Annotated in this window: 19 protein-coding genes; 11 read left to right on the top strand and 8 right to left on the bottom strand. The window is 63.0% G+C overall.

All coding sequences use genetic code 11. From position 1 onward, the window contains the following. Window positions 1–13 precede the first annotated feature (13 nt). The 6 genes from JWP26_RS01460 to JWP26_RS01485 all read left to right on the top strand — a co-directional run bounded on the left by JWP26_RS01460 (window position 14) and on the right by JWP26_RS01485 (window position 8,957). Entirely contained in the window at window positions 14–1,501 is a 1,488-nt protein-coding gene (locus JWP26_RS01460) for a GMC oxidoreductase (protein ID WP_299722375.1), read from the top strand. Window positions 1,502–1,539: 38 nt separating this feature from the next. Next, complete coding sequence (locus JWP26_RS01465; protein ID WP_299722377.1) at window positions 1,540–2,598, top strand: Gfo/Idh/MocA family oxidoreductase; 1,059 nt, start codon at window positions 1,540–1,542, stop codon at window positions 2,596–2,598. 262 nt (window positions 2,599–2,860) lie between these two features. Beyond that, window positions 2,861–4,555, top strand: coding sequence for a L,D-transpeptidase family protein (locus JWP26_RS01470; RefSeq protein WP_299722379.1), 1,695 nt, complete (start codon window positions 2,861–2,863; stop codon window positions 4,553–4,555). Window positions 4,556–4,848: 293 nt separating this feature from the next. Beyond that, window positions 4,849–6,459 carry a DUF882 domain-containing protein gene (locus tag JWP26_RS01475; RefSeq protein ID WP_299722381.1) on the top strand — a complete coding sequence of 537 codons (1,611 nt, stop codon included), beginning with the start codon at window positions 4,849–4,851 and terminating at the stop codon, window positions 6,457–6,459. Between the two features lie 146 nt (window positions 6,460–6,605). After that, complete coding sequence (gene dxs / locus JWP26_RS01480) at window positions 6,606–8,537, top strand: 1-deoxy-D-xylulose-5-phosphate synthase (protein WP_299722383.1); 1,932 nt, start codon at window positions 6,606–6,608, stop codon at window positions 8,535–8,537. A gap of 201 nt (window positions 8,538–8,738) precedes the next feature. Continuing rightward, entirely contained in the window at window positions 8,739–8,957 is a 219-nt protein-coding gene (locus JWP26_RS01485; protein WP_299722385.1) for a flagellar basal body rod C-terminal domain-containing protein, read from the top strand. 23 nt (window positions 8,958–8,980) lie between these two features. On the opposite strand, the gene JWP26_RS01490 is transcribed toward JWP26_RS01485, so the two are convergent. Continuing rightward, complete coding sequence (locus tag JWP26_RS01490) at window positions 8,981–10,153, bottom strand: glycosyltransferase family 2 protein (protein WP_299722388.1); 1,173 nt, start codon at window positions 10,151–10,153, stop codon at window positions 8,981–8,983. A 237-nt stretch (window positions 10,154–10,390) separates the two neighbouring features. Between JWP26_RS01490 and JWP26_RS01495 the strand changes: the two genes are divergently transcribed. Continuing rightward, window positions 10,391–11,551: a hypothetical protein gene (locus JWP26_RS01495; RefSeq protein ID WP_299722391.1), complete on the top strand. Its 1,161-nt coding sequence runs from the start codon at window positions 10,391–10,393 to the stop codon at window positions 11,549–11,551. Then, on the top strand, window positions 11,535–12,152 hold the full coding sequence (locus tag JWP26_RS01500) for a hypothetical protein (protein ID WP_299722394.1): 618 nt from the start codon (window positions 11,535–11,537) through the stop codon (window positions 12,150–12,152). The genes JWP26_RS01495 and JWP26_RS01500 overlap by 17 nt, the downstream gene beginning before the upstream one ends. On the opposite strand, the gene JWP26_RS01505 is transcribed toward JWP26_RS01500, so the two are convergent. Next, window positions 12,149–12,706: a hypothetical protein gene (locus tag JWP26_RS01505; protein WP_299722397.1), complete on the bottom strand. Its 558-nt coding sequence runs from the start codon at window positions 12,704–12,706 to the stop codon at window positions 12,149–12,151. The genes JWP26_RS01500 and JWP26_RS01505 overlap by 4 nt on opposite strands. A gap of 33 nt (window positions 12,707–12,739) precedes the next feature. Continuing rightward, a complete protein-coding gene (locus JWP26_RS01510) occupies window positions 12,740–13,000 on the bottom strand; it encodes a DUF2312 domain-containing protein (RefSeq protein WP_299722400.1) in 261 nt (86 codons plus the stop codon). A gap of 175 nt (window positions 13,001–13,175) precedes the next feature. Here JWP26_RS01510 and JWP26_RS01515 point away from each other — a divergent pair, with 175 nt between their 5' ends. Together JWP26_RS01515 and pyk are read left to right on the top strand one after the other, a co-directional pair. Further along, entirely contained in the window at window positions 13,176–13,778 is a 603-nt protein-coding gene (locus JWP26_RS01515; protein WP_299722403.1) for a DUF1036 domain-containing protein, read from the top strand. A gap of 25 nt (window positions 13,779–13,803) precedes the next feature. Then, window positions 13,804–15,243 (top strand): pyruvate kinase, encoded by a 1,440-nt coding sequence (pyk, locus tag JWP26_RS01520; RefSeq protein ID WP_299722406.1) that lies wholly within the window; start codon window positions 13,804–13,806, stop codon window positions 15,241–15,243. Window positions 15,244–15,309: 66 nt separating this feature from the next. On the opposite strand, the gene JWP26_RS01525 is transcribed toward pyk, so the two are convergent. The 3 genes from JWP26_RS01525 to ykgO all read right to left on the bottom strand — a co-directional run bounded on the left by JWP26_RS01525 (window position 15,310) and on the right by ykgO (window position 16,300). After that, window positions 15,310–15,618: a TM2 domain-containing protein gene (locus tag JWP26_RS01525; protein WP_299722409.1), complete on the bottom strand. Its 309-nt coding sequence runs from the start codon at window positions 15,616–15,618 to the stop codon at window positions 15,310–15,312. A 67-nt stretch (window positions 15,619–15,685) separates the two neighbouring features. Next, window positions 15,686–16,081, bottom strand: a complete 396-nt coding sequence (locus JWP26_RS01530; protein WP_299722412.1) for an SRPBCC family protein — start codon at window positions 16,079–16,081, stop codon at window positions 15,686–15,688. Between the two features lie 93 nt (window positions 16,082–16,174). Beyond that, window positions 16,175–16,300: a type B 50S ribosomal protein L36 gene (gene ykgO / locus JWP26_RS01535; RefSeq protein ID WP_046136523.1), complete on the bottom strand. Its 126-nt coding sequence runs from the start codon at window positions 16,298–16,300 to the stop codon at window positions 16,175–16,177. Between the two features lie 218 nt (window positions 16,301–16,518). Between ykgO and JWP26_RS01540 the strand changes: the two genes are divergently transcribed. Further along, a complete protein-coding gene (locus JWP26_RS01540) occupies window positions 16,519–17,034 on the top strand; it encodes a response regulator (protein WP_299722422.1) in 516 nt (171 codons plus the stop codon). On the opposite strand, the gene JWP26_RS01545 is transcribed toward JWP26_RS01540, so the two are convergent. Next, window positions 17,031–18,053, bottom strand: a complete 1,023-nt coding sequence (locus tag JWP26_RS01545; RefSeq protein WP_299722425.1) for an ABC transporter ATP-binding protein — start codon at window positions 18,051–18,053, stop codon at window positions 17,031–17,033. The genes JWP26_RS01540 and JWP26_RS01545 overlap by 4 nt on opposite strands. Continuing rightward, on the bottom strand, window positions 18,050–18,811 hold a 762-nt coding region (locus JWP26_RS01550; protein WP_299722428.1), incomplete at its 5' end, for an ABC transporter ATP-binding protein. The genes JWP26_RS01550 and JWP26_RS01545, both read right to left, overlap by 4 nt.

Genomic DNA, 18,811 nt, shown 5'->3' on the forward strand with positions numbered 1-18,811 from the left:
TGAGGGCCGGCCGATGCGTCAAGAATCCACAGATGTCGTCATCGTGGGCAGCGGCCCCACCGGTTCGGCCTATGCGCGGATCATCCGGCGCGACTGGCCCGAAGCGCGCATCCTGATGGTCGAGGCCGGCCCGCAAATCCTGCCGCAGACCGGCGCGCATCTGGACAATATCGTGGACCTCAAGGAGCGCGCCGCGCTCGAAATGCAGGCCCAGGGCGGCGATCGTACGCCGCGCACGCCGATGAGCAAGGAGGAGTGGGAAGCACGCCGTGCCGGCGGCTTCGACGCGTCCTATTTGCGCCGTTCAGGCCTGTTCATCGCCAATGAGGCCGATCCCGTCGAAAATCTGTTTGCCGGTTTTTCGGCGGCCAATGTCGGCGGCATGGGCACCAAATGGTCCACCGGAACCCCGACCCCGTCGCAGGTGGAGCGCGTGCCGTTTATCCCGGCGGACGAGCTGGCCGCTGCCATCGTCGTCGCCCAGGGACTGCTGGGCACCAACACCAACCCGCACCCCAACGACCAGACCGCCATCGCCATGCGCGAAAAGCTGGGCGCGACATTCAACCCGGGTCGTTCGCCTGACCGTTTCGTGCAACCTATGCCGCTGGCGGCAACGCCCGGGCCCAATGGACTGCGTTACCACGGCACGGATGTGGTGCTGGGGCCAATGGTCGACGAACCGGCCGATAGCTTCCAGATTTTAGCCGAAACGGCCTGCCGCCGGATCGTTCATGAGGGCGGCCAGGTTACCGGCGTCGAACTCTGCAAGCCGGGTGAGGACGAAACCTGGTTCGTCGCTGCCGGCACCGTTATCGTTGCTTGCGACGCGCTGCATTCGCCGCAGCTCCTCTATGCGTCCGGTATCCGCCCGGCGGCGCTGGGCCGCTACCTGAACGACCACTTCATCATCTCGCAAATGGCCGAGATGCAGAACGAGGTGCCGATGCAGGCGATGAGCTGGATTCCCCCGACCAACGATTTCCCCTTCACCGTCACCATCCATCCGACGAACCTGACCAGTATGACCCGCCCGGACGGCCTGACCGGGCAGGCTGTGGGCATGGGGGTTTTCTGCCCGTCCGATCTCAACCCCGACAATCGCGTGCTGTTCGACGAGACCAGGTGCGACTGGATGGGCCTGCCGGCGATTTCCATCCAGTGGCGCGAGTCTGAGGCCGACAAGGCGCGGCAGGAATATGCCAAGGCCACGGCGCGCAGCATCGCCGAGATCATCGGTCGCGCGGCACCGGGCTTTACCACTTTCGTGCAGCCGGTGGGCAGTTCGCTGCACTATCAGGGCACCATGCGCATGGGCGAAACCGATGATGGCAGCAGCGTCTGCGACCGTAATAGTCGCGTCTGGGGGTTCGAAAACCTCTATGTCGCCGGCAATGGCGTCATTCCGACCATGACGGCCACCAATCCGACGCTGTACTCGGTTGCGCTCGCCACCTTCGGCGCCCGCAAGATCGCCAGCGAAAAGCGCGCAGCGGCCTAAGGCCGCTCAACCTCTCCTCAAATAGCAGGGACCTGCAAATGTCGGATCAGAAGTTGAAAGTGCTCGTCGTCGGCCTTGGTCAGATGGGACGCAGTCACGCCATCGCCTATCACAACCATCCGGGCTTCGAGATTGTCGGGCTGGTCAACCGCTCGGCACGGGCCCTGCCCGATGAGCTGGCCGGATATCCGCTGCGGCAGGATTATGCCGCGGCGCTGGCGGAGTTTTCGCCCGACGTGGTGTCGATCGCCACTCACACCAATACCCATGCCGATTATGCGGTCGCGGCGCTCGACAGCGGCGCGCATGTGTTCGTGGAAAAGCCGCTGGCGGCCAATGTGCACGATGCCGAGCGCGTCGTTGCCGCCGCCAAGGCCAATGGCCGCAAGCTGGTGATCGGCTATATCCTGCGCCACCATCCCTCCTGGATGCGGCTGATCGAAGAAGCCCGCGGGCTGGGTGGTCCTTATGTTTTCCGCATGAACCTCAACCAGCAGTCCAGCGGCGCGGCCTGGGACATTCATCGGCAGATCATGCAGACCACCTCGCCGATCGTCGATTGCGGCGTGCATTATGTCGATGTCATGTGCCAGATCACCGACGCCAAGCCCGTCGAAGTGCGCGGCATGGGCCTGAACATGGCGAAGGGCCTCCCCACGGGCATGTACAATTACGGCCACTTCCAGGTGCTGTTCGACGACGGGAGCCTCGGCTGGTACGAGGCTGGCTGGGGTCCGATGATGTCGGAAACCGCCTACTTCGTGAAGGACGTCATGTCGCCGGGCGGCTCGGTGTCCATCGTCATGGACGGGGGCGCAGGCTCGGCCGATATCAACGCCCATACCCAGACCTCGCGCCTGCTGGTGCATCACGCCGAAACTGACGCAGAGGGCAAGCTGACGCGGGCGGATGACTGGCTGGACATGCACGACGAGCCGGGGCACCAGCAATTGTGCGACCGCGAGCAGGATTTCGTCTATCAGGCGGTGACGCAGGATTACGACCTGACCCGCCATATGGACGACGCCGTCGCGTCCCTCCGCATCTGTCTTGCCGCCGACGAGAGCATCCGCACCGGCCAGCCCGTCCGGCTTTGATGCGGCTATTGCCTGTAGGTTTGGGGTAACACGCCGGCCGCTGCGGCAGTGCTGTTCATCCGCATTCACGCCGCATTCATCAATGCGGCCATAAATCTGTGTGCGACACCAAGTTGCAGGGCCGCCACAAACATCGCTCACAACATTGCGAGCGATTGCGCCCGTTAAGATTTGCGGAGTATTGATTTTTTCATGCGGAACGACTGGTCGGAGGCCTGATTCTGGCCTGGCCCGAGCCCGCGACAGCGCCGCCGGAGTTCGCATGAACAAGCTTATGGTCTGCCTTTTCGCCGCTCTCGCCGGTGCCAGCACTGCTCTGCCGGCCTTGGCGCAGGACGCGACGACGACGCTGCCGACGCGAGTGGTCATCGCGCCGCCCCAGAGCGAGTTGGCCCGCACCATCAAGACCGGCCTCGCCACTGCTTATTACGGCGCCGCCAAGGGCAGCACTGCCTATAACGAAGCCCAGAAACTCTATTTCTTTTACGGCGAGCGCCATTTCGAGCCGCTTTGGCTGGAGCAGGCGGCCAATGGTGACGTGGCCTTTTCCGCCTCCGCTCAGAAAATCCTCAAGCTGTTCCTGGCCGCCGGCAGCGAAGGCCTGCGCCCCAGCGACTACCTGACGCCCGATCTCGATGTTGCCGGCGCCAAGGGCGATCCGCTCAAGATGGCGGCGCTCGAAACCGCCTTTTCTGGCGCCGCCATGCGCTATGCCAGCAATATCTATACCGGTCGCATCCGCCCGCTGTCGCTATCGGAAAACCTCGACATCCAGCCCAAGGTTCTGGACCAGTCGGCGCTGATGATGCAGCTCGCCTCGAGCGCCGACCCCGTCGCTGTACTTCAGGCACTCGAGCCGACCCATCCCGAATTCCTCGCCCTCAAGGCGGCTTTGGCCAATTTCGACGCTGGCAGCGTCGACCAACCCGTCCACATCGCCGACGGCAAGACGCTTAAGCCCGGCATGAGCGACGACCGCGTTCCCCAGTTGCGCGAGCGCCTCGAAGTGCCCGCCGTGGCCGACACAACCTATGACGACGCGCTGATCGACGCCATCAAGGCTTTTCAGGGCAGCTTGGGCCTGACCACCGACGGCATTATGGGCCCGGCCACCGTCGCCGCGCTGAATGGCGGCACCGCCATCACCCGCAACGACATCCTGGCAAATATGGAACGCTGGCGCTGGATGCCGCGCGACCTCGGCGCCTTTAACGTCTTCGTCAACCTGCCCGAATACCGCCTCGCCATCTATCGCCAGGGGCAGGAAGTTTACACCACCCGCGTCGTCATCGGCGCCACCGCGCACCAGACGCCGATTTTCTCCAACGCCATCCAGCACATCGTCGTCAATCCCTACTGGAACGTCCCGGCCTCGATCGTGCGCAACGAAATCGCACCCAAGACCCGTGCCAATCCTGGCTACATTGCCGGCCAGAACATGGAACTGCTCTACGGCGGCAAGGTCGTCAGCGCGTCCTCGATCGACTGGTCGGCCGTGGGCAACAGCTTCCCGTTCAGCGTCCGCCAGCGCCCCGGTGCCGGCAATGCTCTGGGCCAGATCAAGTTTCTGTTTCCCAACAAACACGACGTCTATCTGCACGACACCCCGTCCAAATCGCTATTTGCCCGCGACTACCGCGCCTATAGCCACGGCTGCGTGCGTGTGCAGAACCCGATGGAATTCGCCGATGCGCTGCTGGCCAACGAAACCACCATCAGCCGCGCCTCGCTCGAGGCCATGTTCGGTACCAGTGAGCGGTGGGTGAACCCCGAACATCAGATCCCGGTGCACCTAGCCTATTTCACCCTCCGTGTGCAGCCCGATGGCACTATCCGCTCATTCGGCGACGTCTATGGCCACAATGCCAAGCTGATCGAAGCCATGGGCCTTAACGCACCCGGCGCAGCCCCCGCCGCCGCTCCGGCGTCAGTCGAAGACGGCGCGCTGTCTCCCTGATCTGCGGTTTCTGGATACGATTATGGTTTGTTCAAAGCCGGGCCCTGTGGGGTCCGGCTTTTTGCCGTTAACTTGCGCTTCATAATTTTGCCTTGGTTCAGCCAGTTTTTGCCAGTAAAAATGCAACTGTGAGGGGCCTGGTTGGCCACACTAGAGGTCTCGTTAGCGTTAATAAGTTCTACGCGACTTTCCGCTAAAATCAGACCACAGTACAGTAACCGGGCAGAGTTCGGCGTGACGGGGACAGCTTCTTGATACGCAACCATCTCCTGCGGCTCATCTTGAGCGCGCTTATGAGCATTACCATGCTGTTGCCGTCCTTGACGGTTCCAGCCAGTGCAGCCAGTGAGCGCAGCCTCTATCTCTATTATACGCATACCGGCGAAACTGCCCGGATCGTGTTCAAGCGCAATGGGCAATATGTCCAGGCGGGGCTGAACCAGCTCAACACCTTCCTGCGCGACTGGCGCCACAACGAGCCTGCGAAAATGGACCCGGCGCTGTTCGACCTGATCTGGGAAGTCTACCAGGAAGTGGGCGCCACCCAGCCGGTCAACATTGTTTCGGCCTATCGCAACCCCGCCACCAATGCTTCGCTGCGTGCCGTCAAGGGCTCGGGCGTCGCCGAAAATTCCCAGCACATGCGCGGCAAGGCAATGGACTTTTTCATTCCGGGCATTTCCCTGACGAAGCTGCGTGCTGCCGGGATGCGCCACCAAGTCGGCGGCGTCGGCTTTTATCCGACCTCGGGCAGCCCCTTCGTGCATCTGGATACCGGCAATGTGCGTGCCTGGCCGCGCATGACCAAGGCGCAGTTGCAACAGATTTTCCCGGACGGCAAGACGCTGCATGTGCCCACCGACGGCAAGCCGCTGTCCGAGGCCGGCCGCCAATACGCCATGGCGCAATGGCAGCAGTGCCATACTGTGCCGTGCAACGGTAACACGCGCTACAATGAGACCCAGGTCGCCAGCAACGATGGCGGTTCGGGCCGCTCGCTGGCCGACATGTTCTTTGGCAACGGCGAGCAGGCCCCCGCAGGTGCTCCGGCGACCGTGCAGATGGCGTCGGTGGCGTCCACCGAAATCGCCCCACCCGTCCCCGCTATACGTCCGGCTGCGCTGGGCGCGCCGACCCAGATGGCCGCTGTCGATCAGCCGCCCCTGCCCTTTTCGACCACCGGCAGCGCGCCGCTTGACGATGCCGAATTGTTGACCGCTGTTGCGGCGCCGGTTCCCGCCACCAAGTCCCAGGCCCTGTTGCTGGCCACGTCGGCCGCCCTACCTGAAGGCAATGGCGAAACCGCCGTGACCGCGATTGCCGCCCTGACGGCTCCCATCCCGCAGCCGCGCCTGCAGATGAGCAATCCGGCCGATGCCATGCTCACCGCCTATGCGCCCATGCTGACGCAGGACCCCGAGGCGCAGCGAGCCCTGCAGATGATCATAGAACGCAGCACCACCGCCAGCGCTCAGCCCAAGGCGCCGATTGCCGTGCTGCCGCCACTGCCCGGCACTGCCAATGGCCTGCGCACGGCCTCGCTGGGCGGCCAGCCGGCCGTCAACGCGCTGAGAAGCCTGTTCGGCAATCCCCAGGATACGAGCAAGCAGCGCGTTGCGCCCCTCGCGGCAGCCGCGCTGGCAACGGTGCGTCCCGATGCCAATGCCATGCGCAATGTCGACCTGATCGCCCCCGACCTTGAACATGTCGCCGAGGTCTTCCTCACCCCGGTCGTCATGACTTCCGACCACTTCGCGGTCATTTACGACCATGACGAGGCCGATTTCGATCCCACCACCGAAATGGGTCGCTACGTTACCGTCATGGGCGCCGCCGCGGTTCCGGCCGAATTGAGCGCCACCCGCTTCCAGACCGGCCGCCCGCCGATCGTCGCGTTCAACTAGGGCAAGCGGTAGCCGCCCCAATTCCAGCATGATCGCAACTTAGCGCTAGGCTGCGGCGTTTGGCGCGGCAGGCCTGTTCCGGTTGCAAAGCCAAGGCCCTGGGCCTAAACCTCGATTGTCACAATCCTTGGTAAAGGATCGCCCGCTTGCCCGACAAGCCGCTTACCCCTCTGCTCGATACCGTTTCGACGCCCGCCGATCTGCGCGCCATGCCGCGCGAAAATCTGCGCGCCCTGGCCGATGAATTGCGCGCCGAAGTGATCGACGCCGTTTCGGTCACCGGCGGCCATCTGGGCGCCGGGCTCGGGGTTATCGAGTTGACGGTGGCGTTGCATGCGGTTTTCGACACGCCTCATGACCGCATCATCTGGGACGTCGGCCATCAGGCCTATCCGCACAAGATTCTCACCGGCCGCCGCGACCGCATTCGCACGCTGCGCCAGAAGGATGGCCTCTCGGGCTTCACCCGTCGCGCCGAAAGCGAATACGATCCGTTCGGCGCCGGTCACTCCTCGACCTCGATTTCCGCCGGCCTCGGCATGGCGGTCGCCAGCGATTTGCAGGGCAAACCGCGCAACGTCGTAGCGGTCATCGGCGATGGCGCCATGTCGGCCGGCATGGCCTATGAGGCGATGAACAATGCCGGCGCCATGGATGCCCGGCTGATCGTCATCCTCAACGACAATGACATGTCGATCGCTCCGCCGACGGGTGCCCTCAGCGCCTATCTGGCGCGCCTGGTGTCGAGCCCTACCTATCGCGGCATGCGCGAAACCGCCAAGACCGTGACCAAGAAACTGCCGGCCTTCTTCCACGAGCCGGCGCGCCGCACCGAAGAGTTTGCCCGCTCGTTCTTCACCGGCGGCACGCTGTTCGAGGAGCTTGGCTTCTACTACGTCGGCCCCATCGACGGTCATAATCTTGATCACCTGCTGCCCGTCCTCGACAACGTGCGCGACGCTGACGATGGCCCGATCCTGGTTCATGTCGTCACCAAAAAGGGTAAGGGCTATGGCCCGGCCGAGGACTCGGCCGACAAATATCATGGCGTTTCCAAATTCAACGTCATCACCGGCGCCCAGGCCAAGGCCCCCTCGAACGCGCCGTCCTACACCGCTGTGTTCGCCGAAAGCCTGATCCAGGAGGCCACCGACGATCCGCGCGTGGTCGCCGTCACCGCCGCCATGCCGTCGGGAACCGGGCTCGATAAATTCGCTGAAGTCTTCCCCACCCGCATTTTCGATGTCGGCATTGCCGAGCAGCACGCAGTGACATTCGCGGCCGGCCTTGCGACCGAAGGCATGAAGCCATTTGTCGCCATCTATTCCACCTTCCTGCAGCGCGCCTATGACCAGGTGGTGCATGACGTGGCGATCCAGCATCTGCCGGTGCGCTTCGCCATCGACCGCGCGGGCTATGTGGGCGCCGATGGCCCCACCCATGCTGGCAACTACGACGCTGCCTATCTCGGCGCCATTCCGGGTATCGTCCAGATGGCCGCCGCCGACGAGGCAGACCTCAAGCATATGGTCGCCATCGCCACTGCCTATGACAACGGCCCCATCGCTTTCCGCTATCCACGTGGCGACGGCATGGGCGTCGACATGCCCACCCGCGGCATCGCCCTGCCCATCGGCAAGGGCCGCATCATGCGCCAGGGCGGCACCATCGCCATCCTGAGCTATGGAACGCGATTGGGCGAAGTGCTTGCCGCCGCCGACAAGCTGGCGGCCTTGGGCCTCAATCCCACCGTGGCCGATGCGCGCTTCATGAAGCCGCTCGATGAGGAATTGATCGCCCAACTGGCGCAAAATCATGATGTCCTGCTGACCGTCGAGGAAGGATCCATCGGCGGCTTCGGTAGCCATGTTGCCACCTTCCTCGCCCGCAACGGAATGCTCGACGGCAAGCTGCGCTTCCGTCCGCTGATGATCCCCGATCATTTCGTCGAGCACGCCAGCCAAGCCGATATGTACGCCGCCGCCGGCCTCGACCGCGCCGGCATTGTGGCAACCGCGCTGACCACGCTCGGTTACGACAGCGCGGCGCTCGAGGCGGCTTTGGGCAAGATCAGCTAGGGCCTTCAGCGGTTAATCCCACCAGCTCTTTGCGCGGGCTTAACCCGCGGGCCTTCACCAGCACCGCACAAGCGGCCAATGGCCCGCGGGCCAAGCCCCCGGGAAGAAAGGGGTGTTAAAAACAGCTTGCTATAAGGTTTTAGCGAGACAATTAACCCGATTGAGATGCCCGGCCGCTATCACCAAGTCAGAGGTGAGCTCATGACAATTTCAGCCATGTCGAGCGGCGTGTCCGGTCTTCAGCGCGCTACACAAAAGTTCGAGACCAGCGCGGCTCGCATCGCCAGCCCGAATTCGGGCGCCGACTTGGCGGAGGAGTTGATCAACGTCCTCACCGCCAAGCTCGATTTTGAAGCCTCGACCAAGATCATCAAGGTCGCCAGCGACATGCAGAAGTCGGCGATCGATATCCTGGCCTGAGCGCTGATCCGATCGCCGCAAGCCTACTTCCAGGTAAACGCCCGCGTCACCGCATAGTTGAACACCGAACTCATCACCGCGCCGGCGAGACCGGCGATGAAGGTCTGGTGCCGCAACTCATATATGCCGCTGGCCACCGAGATATTGGCGATGCCTCCCAGGGCGCAGATCGCGTAGAAACCCAGCAGCCCGATGACGAGTTTGCGGCCGCGCAATTTACGGTCCGAATAGGTCAGGTTGTTGTTGAGGAAGAAATTCCAGGTCATCGCCACCATCGTGGCGGTGATTTGAGCCGCGACGAAGATCGTCTCCGAAGACAAGGCGCCATTGCCGCCTAGCCCTGCCGTGACGGCGCCAAGCGTAGCCATATGCACGACGACGCCGGTCACGCCGACGAGGCCAAACAGCAGGAAGCTCGGCGGCAGGATGCCACCGCTGAGCTTGGATGCCCACAGACCCAGATACTGGATCACGATCAGCGGGTTCATCTTGCTCTCGCCGGCATGGCGCGGGCGGAACGTGTAGGGCACTTCAGCAATCTGAAGCGGCTTGCCGGCGCGCTCCGAGGTGACGATCAAATCGATCAAAATCTTGAAGCCGTCATTGGCCAGCTTGGGCGCGACATTCTCGAAGATGTCGCGGCGCACCAGGAAAAACCCGCTCATCGGATCGCTGATCGGCTGACCGGCAATCATCGCCGCCATCTTGGTGGCGAGCCGGCTGCCCGACAGGCGCGTGGCGCTCAGACCGGTTGCGGCAGAGCCTTCGCCAGCAAAGCGCGTCCCCACCACGAGGTCGGCGCCGGCCAAAGCCTTTTCCAGCATTTGCGGCAGGATGGCCTCGTCGTGCTGCAGATCGGCGTCGATCACCGCCACATAAGGCGCCGACGTCGATGCCATGCCCTCGACACAGGCCGAGGACAACCCGCGCCGCCCGAACCGACGAATGCAGCGAACATTGGCGTAAACGCGAGACATTTCATTGACGACGGTGGCGGTGCCATCGGGACTATTGTCGTCGACGACGATCATTTCCCAGGCGGTCTCGTCCAGCGCAATCGCCAGCTTCTCGTACAGCAGTTCAATATTGCCCCGCTCGTTGAAGCTGGGAACAATCACCGCCAATTGCGGCGGATGGCCGGTGGCGACGGGGTTGCGGAGGCTGTCAACTTTGGCTTGGCTACCGATTTCCGTCATGCAATATCCGATGCAGGTCGCGTTGTTTTGATCTAGCTGGCAAAAAGCACGGAAATAAGGATCGGTTGCATGCAAGTCTGTGATGGCTGCCCTGCGTAGAATGCACGCGTCTATTTGCAACCATCCCCGTTGCGTCACACGCGTCTATTTGCAACCATCCCCGTTGCGTCAGTTGACAAGCAACGCCCGGCGCGGCCAGTTCATCTGCGCCAAGTTTGCGCGTATCGAGGAACACACGTGCAGCACATGCTCCAGCCGGCCTCAGCGACCAGCCGATCCCGCACTGCACTGATCTTCGTCCTCCCCCTGATGTTCCTCGTGATCGGTCTGGCGCTGCGCTTCATTGCCTTCCGCGTCGCCCAGCCCGAGGCCGACCCGACCGGCTTCATCCAGTCGATGTGCCGCTGGGATTGCGGCTGGTACGTCAAGATGGCCCAGACTGGCTATGATCCGTTCCCGATCCCCAGCCGCATCAACGCGGGCAACTGGGCGTTTTTCCCGTTCTATCCACTGCTCGTCGGCGCCATTCGCCTCGTCCTGCCGTTTCCCACCATCGTCACCGCCAGCATCGTGTCACTGCTCACCACTTACGCCGCCGCTGTCGTTGCCTGGCCGCTCTTCGAACGGAACCTGCGCGCCTTTACGCTTTACGCCGCCTACCTGCTCAGCGGCCCCTTCGCGTTCTACTTCACCAGCTTTTTCACCGAGCCGATGTTCGTGCTGACCATGACCGTGGTCTTTGTCATGCTGAAGCGTTCCAATTATCTGGGTGCCGGCCTCGCGACCGTGCTGCTCTCGGCCACCCGCATCGTCGGCGTCTTCGCCACATTGTCACTCATCGTCCAGGCTGCGCTCGACCACCGCACCAGCACCGGCTCCTGGCGCGGTCTCATCGGCGCCTTTCTCAAGCGGCCCAACCTGCTGCTCGCGATCTTCATCGCTCCGCTCGGCCTGTTCGCCTATATGGCCTTCCTCAATTTCTATATCGGCGATGGTCTGGCCTTCCAACATACCCAGCGCGCCTGGGGCCGGCCTTTCGGCAATCCGATCTTCTTCGTTTGGCAGGGCCTGACCGCCTGGCCCAATACGGGCTTTTGGCCGACCTCCTCACAATGGCTGGCTGGCGCAGCGGTGCTGGGTTTTGTACTGACGCTCGTACTCGCGTGGCGCCGCCAATGGGCCCAGGCCCTGTTCGCCTTCGTCTCGCTGACCCTGCCGCTGTTCGCTGGGTTAGCTTCGGTCATTCGCTTTACCGCCGCCATGGTGCCGATCACGGTCTTGGCCGCGCAATTGCTGGCCTCGCGCCGTTGGCTCTTCGCCTTGAGCCTGCTGGGTATTATTGCGCTAGGCTATGTCATCCCTCTGGCCTGGTTGGGCAATAATGTCGCTCTTGTCTGATCCCAAACCGGGTTCGCCCCGCTTCGTCGCCACCTACGGCGCCGTCGCGCTGCTCGCGCTGATCGAACTCGTTATCCTTTGGCAGGCCATTCATCCCAATGTGCCCGAGGCCTACCGCGCCTATTACATCGACCACACTACAACCTGCATGCGCCAGCCGGTGACCGGCGCCTACACGATGGGCATCACCATCGATTTCCGCTCCGGCGGCGGCGACACCACCGAATTGCGCCCCTGCGGCTGGGAAGGCCCCGTGGGCAACGGCATGCACCTGCTCGGCGAAACCGCCCGCCTGCGCTTCGCCACTGGCACGACGACGCAAGCGATGACACTCACGCTGGAAATGACCGCAGACGATATTGAGGGCATGAGCGACCAGCGCGTGGTCGTCTCGGCCAATGGCACCCCGGTTGGCACCACCACCATTCCCCGCGCGCAGACTGTTACCGTGCCGTTTGCCATTCCGGCCGGCATAGCAGCCGAAACCGGCCTGCTTGATATCATACTGGATGTCCCCGACGCCGTGCGCAGCCGCCCGGGCGACTCCAACACCCGCAAGCGCTCGATCAAGCTGACCGAAGCGACGCTGACGCCGAACTAATACGGCAGCCGATAGCGCGACGCGTTGCACTTGTTGCGGGTCCAATACTCGCTGACGGGTTGGAACGAGCCGGTCGCGAGCTTTTGAATGCGGGCCGTAAAGGCCATCGCCTGGCACTCATCGGTCCCCGCGACCACATGCACCATTTCATGCAGGATGGTGGTTTCGCGCAGCGCATCCGCTCCTGGCGAGAAGAAGCGCGGACAGATCACCAGCGACACCGCGCCCTGCTGGATCGCCGGTGTCACATAGGCCGCAAAGCCCGCGCACAGCCCCTGCTCGCTCTCATTGGTCACCAATTGCACATCGAGGGCCGTGGCCCAGAGCGAGGACGCAAACCGCCGCTGCACCAGGGCGTCATGATATTCTTGCGTCGGCACGCCCATGGTCACGGCGTCCAGTTGCGGCAGCGCGCGTTCAAAAGTCCGCGCCGCCGCCCGCAAGGCATTCTCGACCAGATCCTCTTGCCCGGCCTGGACCGGCGCCAGCCCCCCCAACAGCGCCATCGCCGCCGCCGCCGCAAGGCCCCGCATCACCACAAAATACCGGCTCACGCCGCCATCTCCGGCCGATGCGGGATCATCGGATCAATCCTCGCTTGGCGCCGCCACCATGCCGAGGGCCGACATGTACAATTCCAGAATCGCCTCATGCTCCTGGCGCTCGCTGGCATCCTGCTTCCTGATGCGCACGATCTCGCGGATCACCTTGGTGTCGAAGCCATTGCCCTTGGCCTCGGCATAGATCTCCTTGATGTCGGCGGCGATGGCGGCCTTTTCTTCTTCCATGCGCTCGATCCGTTCGATGAACGCACGCAACTGGTCCTGGGCAACACTCTCTTCAGCCATCGACAATCGTCCTTTTCGGTTCAAGCCTGGGTTCAACCCTAGTGCGGCCTTCGGTTCAAGCGCTTTTGTGCCCAATCCACATGCCCGCTGCCACCACTGGACCCAATTCGGCCAAATCGCGCCGATAGCCATTGACGCAACGCGCCCATGCGCTCAAAAAGTGGCTTCGATCCCCATGATTTCCGGCACGCTCTTGCACAAACTCCGTCTCGGCCTGACCCTTGTCGGCGCGCTGATTGCCAGCTTTATGTTCTTTTCGCTCCCGGCCCGGGCCGATTTGCGCGTCTGCAACGAGACGGCCAATCCGCTGACCGTGGCACTTGGCTACCGCGCTGAGCGCGGCTGGATGAGCGAAGGCTGGTGGCAAACCCCGCCCGGCGATTGCCGGGTTTTGTACCAGGGCGATCTCGAGCGCCGCTTCTATTACGTCTTCGCGGCCGACGACATTGGCGGCGGCGCCTGGGACGGTTCGGTGTTCATGTGCACACGTGACGAAACCTTCACGATATTCGGGGTTGAGGATTGTCTCGCGCGCGGTTATGAGCGCACCGGGTTCTTTGAAATCGATACACAAAACCGTAGCGACTGGACTCTACAACTAACCAACGACGGCGACGGCCCTGGTTCGCAAGGGACGGACAGCCCGGAAGGCGACGATCCGACCTTCCTGGTCGATCCCAACGTTCCTGGCGCGCCGCCGCTGCCGCCTGACGAAGCGCCGATGGACGGCGCACCCGACGTGCCAGCCAATGACGCACCGATGGACGGTGCCGATTAACGACGACCAACCGGACGGAACCGCAATGAGACGCATGAGACGCGTAAAGATCGTCGCCACCCTCGGGCCTGCCAGCCAGGACGAGCGGATGATCGAGGAGCTCGCCCGCGCCGGCGCCGACGTGTTCCGCATCAATATGAGCCACGCCAGCCACGAAGTGCTACACCAGACGGTGGCGCGCATTCGCAATGTCGAAAAGACGCTGAACCATCCGCTCGGCATCCTGGTCGACCTGCAGGGCCCCAAGTTGCGCGTGTGGAAATTTGCAGGTGGCTCCGTCCAGCTCGTCGCTGGCCAAAAATTCACCCTCGATAGCCACAATGACGATCAGGGCAATGTCGATCGCGTCTACCTGCCGCATCCCGAAATCATCGAGAGCGTTTCTGTCGGTGACCGCCTGCTGCTCGACGATGGCAAGCTGGCGCTCAAGGCCACCAAGGTGGGCAATGGCGCCATCGAGACCGAGGTCATCTATGGTGGCAAGCTCAGCGACAAAAAGGGCGTCTCCCTGCCCGATACGCTGCTGCCCACCGGCGCACTGACCGAAAAAGACCACGCCGATCTGCTCGAAGGCCTCAAGGCCGAGGCCGACTGGATCGCGCTCTCCTTCGTGCAGCGTCCCGAAGACATCATTGACGTGCGCAAGATCGTCCAGGGCCGCGCCGGCGTCATGGCCAAGATCGAAAAGCCCCAGGCCATCGATCGCCTCGAAGAGATCGTCAAGCTGTGCGACGCCATCATGGTGGCGCGCGGCGATCTCGGCGTCGAGCTGCCGCTCGAAACCGTACCGGGCCTGCAGAAGCGTATGATCCGCATGTGCCGCCGCTATGGCAAGCCGGTCGTCGTGGCCACCCAGATGCTGGAATCGATGATCACCTCGCCAGTGCCAACCCGCGCCGAAGTCTCGGACGTGTCGATCGCGGTGTTCGAAGGCGCCGACGCCATTATGCTATCGGCCGAGTCCGCGTCGGGCGCCTATCCGGTCGAAGCGGTGAACACCATGAACAAGGTGGCCATCGCTGTCGAAGGAGATGCCAACTACCGCGGCATCATCCGCGCCGCCCAGACCGAGCCGGAAGCCACCGCGGCCGATGCCATCTCGGCAGCGACCCGCCAGGTTGCCGAAACGCTCGACCTGGCCGCCATCGTCACCTACACCGCCTCGGGCTCCACCGGCATCCGCGCCGCCCGCGAGCGCCCATCCAAGCCGATCATCGCGCTCTCGCCCAATCACCGCACCATCCGCCGCCTGTCGGTGGTCTGGGGCATCCATTGCGTGCAGACCGAGGACGCGATCAGCCTCGAAGACATGGTCGATCGCGCCTGCGTCATCGCCTATCAGGAGGGCTTTGCCCGCCCCGGTGACCGCATCGCCATCACCGCAGGCGTTCCCCTGGGCACGCCCGGCGCCACCAACATGTTGCGTATCGCCTTCGTGCGACAGGACGGCGCCGGCTCTAGCTGACACACCTCGCATCAGACAGCAAAAGGCCCGCGCAAGCGGGCCTTTTCTTTTTGGAGGGAACCTACGTTAGCGCCGCGACGAAAAGACGCGATCGGCGATGCGAGTGTTGCGGCCCGCCACAATGCTGGGGATCAGCAGCGCGTCAATAAGCCACCACAGGCCGACGGCGAACCACAGGAAGCTGAGGAACCCGAACGACACCAGCGTGAGCACCAGTGTCACCGCCGATAGGGCCAGCATCACGAAGCCACTGATCGGCCGGCCCAAATAGAACCGGTGCGCGCCCACATAGCCGAGGAAAAACCACAGCAAATAGGCGACGAGCAGAGACTTCTTTTCGATATCGTATTGAGCCGAGGTCCGATCCATCGTCATGGTGTTTTCTCCGTTTGCTCGAAGATGGGACCAATTTGCCCGGGTTCAAGTCCCGCGGGTTTGCCGCCTAGGCCTCCAGCACGCTCTTGAGGGTCAGGAAATCGGTAGTGATCCACTCGATCGTGGAATCGAATTCCGCGTCGCTCATGCCGGCGCGCCGAAAAAAGGTGAACATCAGCTCGGTTCCCCCTTCGTTGCCGACGACGCGCATCGGCGTGAACAGGGGCGTCTCGCCCGGCACGAACTGGGCGTGGTCGAGCACGCCGAATTCATTGGGCGGGGTAAACCGGTAATGCCTCAGGCCGCCCGGCGTCATGGCAGACCAATCGCCGCCCTCGAGCGGCACGAACGTCGCCTCGTCCACCGCCGCCCATTGCGAAAAATTGCGCGGATCGGCCAAGAATCCATACACCACCGCATAGGGGCGTTCGATTTGCAGCGTGATGGTGTGGGATCGGCGCATCTTGGGTTCCGCAACTGCACCACCATCGCACAGTTCACGACAAACAAAAGCCCGCTTGCGCGGGCTTTCAAATTCGTACGGTACGAACCAAGCTTAGCCCTGGCGGGCCTTGTAGCGCTTGTCGACCTTGTTGATGATATAAACGCGACCGCGACGGCGGACGAGCTTGTTCGCGCGGTGGCGAGTCATCAGCGCCTTCAGCGAGTTGCGGACTTTCATCGTATATCCTCGATTAAACAAAAGGGGCGCCTGAGCGCCCGAAGAATTGGCCGGAACATAGGGAAATAGCCGGGGTCTGTCAACGCGCCCGAGCGCGTTTTCCGCCATGCTCGACAAGTGTGGATTTGGGGCATCGCCAGGCTGAGCATTAACCCCGTGGATAGAATGCTAAGCTATTGTCTCAACACTTAAAATTAACCCACGGTCCGGCATTCGTCATGGCGCAAGAGTCCATTCCCAACCATGGCGTACTGATCGCCGACCCCAGTGCGAACATGGTTTCCCTGATCGGCGGCATGCTGCGCGGCGTCGGTCGACGTGATTACCGCGAAGCCAATGACGCCCAGTCCGCCATGGACGAGCTCGCCAACCGGCAATTCGACGTTCTCGTCATCGATGATGGGTTGGACGGTCTCGACGGCGTCGAACTGGTCCGCCAGTTGCGCGCCTCCGTCGATAGTCCGAACCGCTACGTTCCCGTGGTTATGATCTCTGCGGCCCCCGACGCCAAGCGCATTGCCGAAGCCCGCGACGCCGGCGTTACCGAATTCCTGCGCAAACCCTTCGCGGCCGCCCATCTACAGTCGCGTCTGGTCTCCATCGACGCCAATCCTCGCGGCTTCGTCGAGGCCGAGACCTATAAGGGCCCCGACCGCCGGCGCAAGACCGTCGATATCGGCGACAAGGATCGGCGCGACGAGGCCCCGCTCATCCTGGTGCCTAAGGCGAGCTAAACCCCCAGCACCGCGTCCTCCGGGACGCCGATCTCGCGCCAGCGGATGCAGGCCACCAGCCGGCCGTTCTCGATGCTTTCGAGCGGTGGCCGCACTTCGGCACAACGCGGCTTGGCGAAGCGGCACCTGGTGCGGAAGGTGCACCCCGACGGCGGGTTGATCGGCGAGGGGATTTCCCCACGCAGCGCATCGATGTTTCGTTGTCGCGCCAGCTTTGGATCGGGGATCGGCACGGCCGTCAGCAGCGCCCGCGTATAGGGGTGGCGCGGCTCCTCGTAGATTTCGTCGCCGGTCGCCAGCTCGACGATGCGACCGAGATAGAGCACCAGAATTCGATCCGACACATGCCGCACGACGCTCAAATTATGCGAGATGAAGATCAACGTCAGCCCGAACTCGTCTTTGAGTTCGCTCAAGAGGTTGAGGATCTGCGCCTGGATCGAAACGTCCAGCGCCGAAACCGGCTCGTCGCAGACGATCAGCTTGGGCTCCGTGATCAGCGCCCGGGCAATGCCGATGCGCTGTGCCTGCCCGCCCGAAAATTCGTGTGGATAGCGGTTGATCATCTCCGGCAGGAGGCCGACGGCCTCCATGGTCTTGAGCACGCGGACGCGGCGTTCGTCCTTGTTCAGTTCCGGACGCAGCGTGCGCAGCGGATCGGCGATGATCTCCCCCACCGTCATGCGCGGATTGAGGGAGGCCAAGGGGTCCTGGAAGATGATCTGCAGGTCGGCGCGGTGCTTGCGCATCTCCTCGGCCGGCAGCTTGGTCAGGTCCTGGCCAAGCCACAGCACCTGACCCTCATCGGGCGCCAGCAATTGCAGGATGCAGCGGCCCAGCGTGGACTTGCCGCAGCCGCTTTCGCCAACGATGCCCAGCGTCTCGCCCTTGCGGATGGTGAAGTTGATATCGCTGAGCGCCGTCAGCACCAGCGGGCGGGCCAGGAAACCGCCGGAAATGGAAAAGGTCTTCTTGAGATCGCGGATTTCCAGCAGGTTGATCGGGGTCTGATCCATCATGCCACCTGCCCATAGGCCATCGGGCCTTCATAGAAACACGCTTTTTGCCGTCCATCGCCGGCATCGGTCAGCGGCGGCCGCTCCACCAGACACCGGTCAAACGCGAAGGCGCAACGCGGATTGAACGAGCAGCCCTTGGGCAAGTGCTCGAGGCTCGGCGGCAAGCCCTGGATCGGATCGAGCCGTACCGCGCGTTTGGCAATATGCGGCGTCGAATGCAGCAGCCCCAGCGTATAGGGATGACGTGGGTCATAGAACAGATCGTCGACCCCGCCCTTCTCCACCGCCCGGCCACCATACATCACCATCATGCGGTCGGCGACGCCGGCGACGACGCCCAGATCATGGGTGATCAGCACCAGCGAGGTGCCGAAATCGTCGGTCAGCGTCTTGAACAGGTCGAGCATCTGCGCCTGCACCGTCACGTCCAGCGCCGTGGTCGGCTCGTCCGCGATCAGGATTTTCGGCTGGCACAGTAGCGCCATGGCGATCATCACGCGCTGGCGCATACCGCCCGAGAGCTGGTGGGGATAGTCGTCGACCCGTTTTTCGGGCGACGGGATCCCTACGAGCTTGAGCATCTCCACGGCCTTGTTGTTGAGCTCGCTCTTGGGCAGGTCTTGATGAAGCGCCACGGCCTCGCGGATCTGGTTGCCGATCGTGAAGACCGGATTGAGCGAGGTCATCGGCTCCTGGAAGATCATCGAGATCTCGTTGCCGCGGATCGCGCGCATCTCGCCCATGTCGAGCTTCGTGAG

Origin of the sequence: Devosia sp., assembly GCF_028290435.1 — a bacterium.
Lineage (GTDB): Bacteria > Pseudomonadota > Alphaproteobacteria > Rhizobiales > Devosiaceae > Devosia.

Coding starts and splice junctions, on each gene's coding strand:
- JWP26_RS01460 (WP_299722375.1), top strand. CDS start 14: ATGCGTCAAGAATCCACAGATGTCGTCATCGTGGGCAGCGGCCCCACC.
- JWP26_RS01465 (WP_299722377.1), top strand. CDS start 1,540: ATGTCGGATCAGAAGTTGAAAGTGCTCGTCGTCGGCCTTGGTCAGATG.
- JWP26_RS01470 (WP_299722379.1), top strand. CDS start 2,861: ATGAACAAGCTTATGGTCTGCCTTTTCGCCGCTCTCGCCGGTGCCAGC.
- JWP26_RS01475 (WP_299722381.1), top strand. CDS start 4,849: ATGAGCATTACCATGCTGTTGCCGTCCTTGACGGTTCCAGCCAGTGCA.
- JWP26_RS01485 (WP_299722385.1), top strand. CDS start 8,739: ATGACAATTTCAGCCATGTCGAGCGGCGTGTCCGGTCTTCAGCGCGCT.
- JWP26_RS01490 (WP_299722388.1), bottom strand. CDS start 10,153: ATGACGGAAATCGGTAGCCAAGCCAAAGTTGACAGCCTCCGCAACCCC.
- JWP26_RS01500 (WP_299722394.1), top strand. CDS start 11,535: ATGTCGCTCTTGTCTGATCCCAAACCGGGTTCGCCCCGCTTCGTCGCC.
- JWP26_RS01510 (WP_299722400.1), bottom strand. CDS start 13,000: ATGGCTGAAGAGAGTGTTGCCCAGGACCAGTTGCGTGCGTTCATCGAA.
- JWP26_RS01515 (WP_299722403.1), top strand. CDS start 13,176: ATGATTTCCGGCACGCTCTTGCACAAACTCCGTCTCGGCCTGACCCTT.
- pyk (WP_299722406.1), top strand. CDS start 13,804: ATGAGACGCATGAGACGCGTAAAGATCGTCGCCACCCTCGGGCCTGCC.
- JWP26_RS01525 (WP_299722409.1), bottom strand. CDS start 15,618: ATGACGATGGATCGGACCTCGGCTCAATACGATATCGAAAAGAAGTCT.
- JWP26_RS01530 (WP_299722412.1), bottom strand. CDS start 16,081: ATGCGCCGATCCCACACCATCACGCTGCAAATCGAACGCCCCTATGCG.
- ykgO (WP_046136523.1), bottom strand. CDS start 16,300: ATGAAAGTCCGCAACTCGCTGAAGGCGCTGATGACTCGCCACCGCGCG.
- JWP26_RS01540 (WP_299722422.1), top strand. CDS start 16,519: ATGGCGCAAGAGTCCATTCCCAACCATGGCGTACTGATCGCCGACCCC.
- JWP26_RS01545 (WP_299722425.1), bottom strand. CDS start 18,053: ATGATGGATCAGACCCCGATCAACCTGCTGGAAATCCGCGATCTCAAG.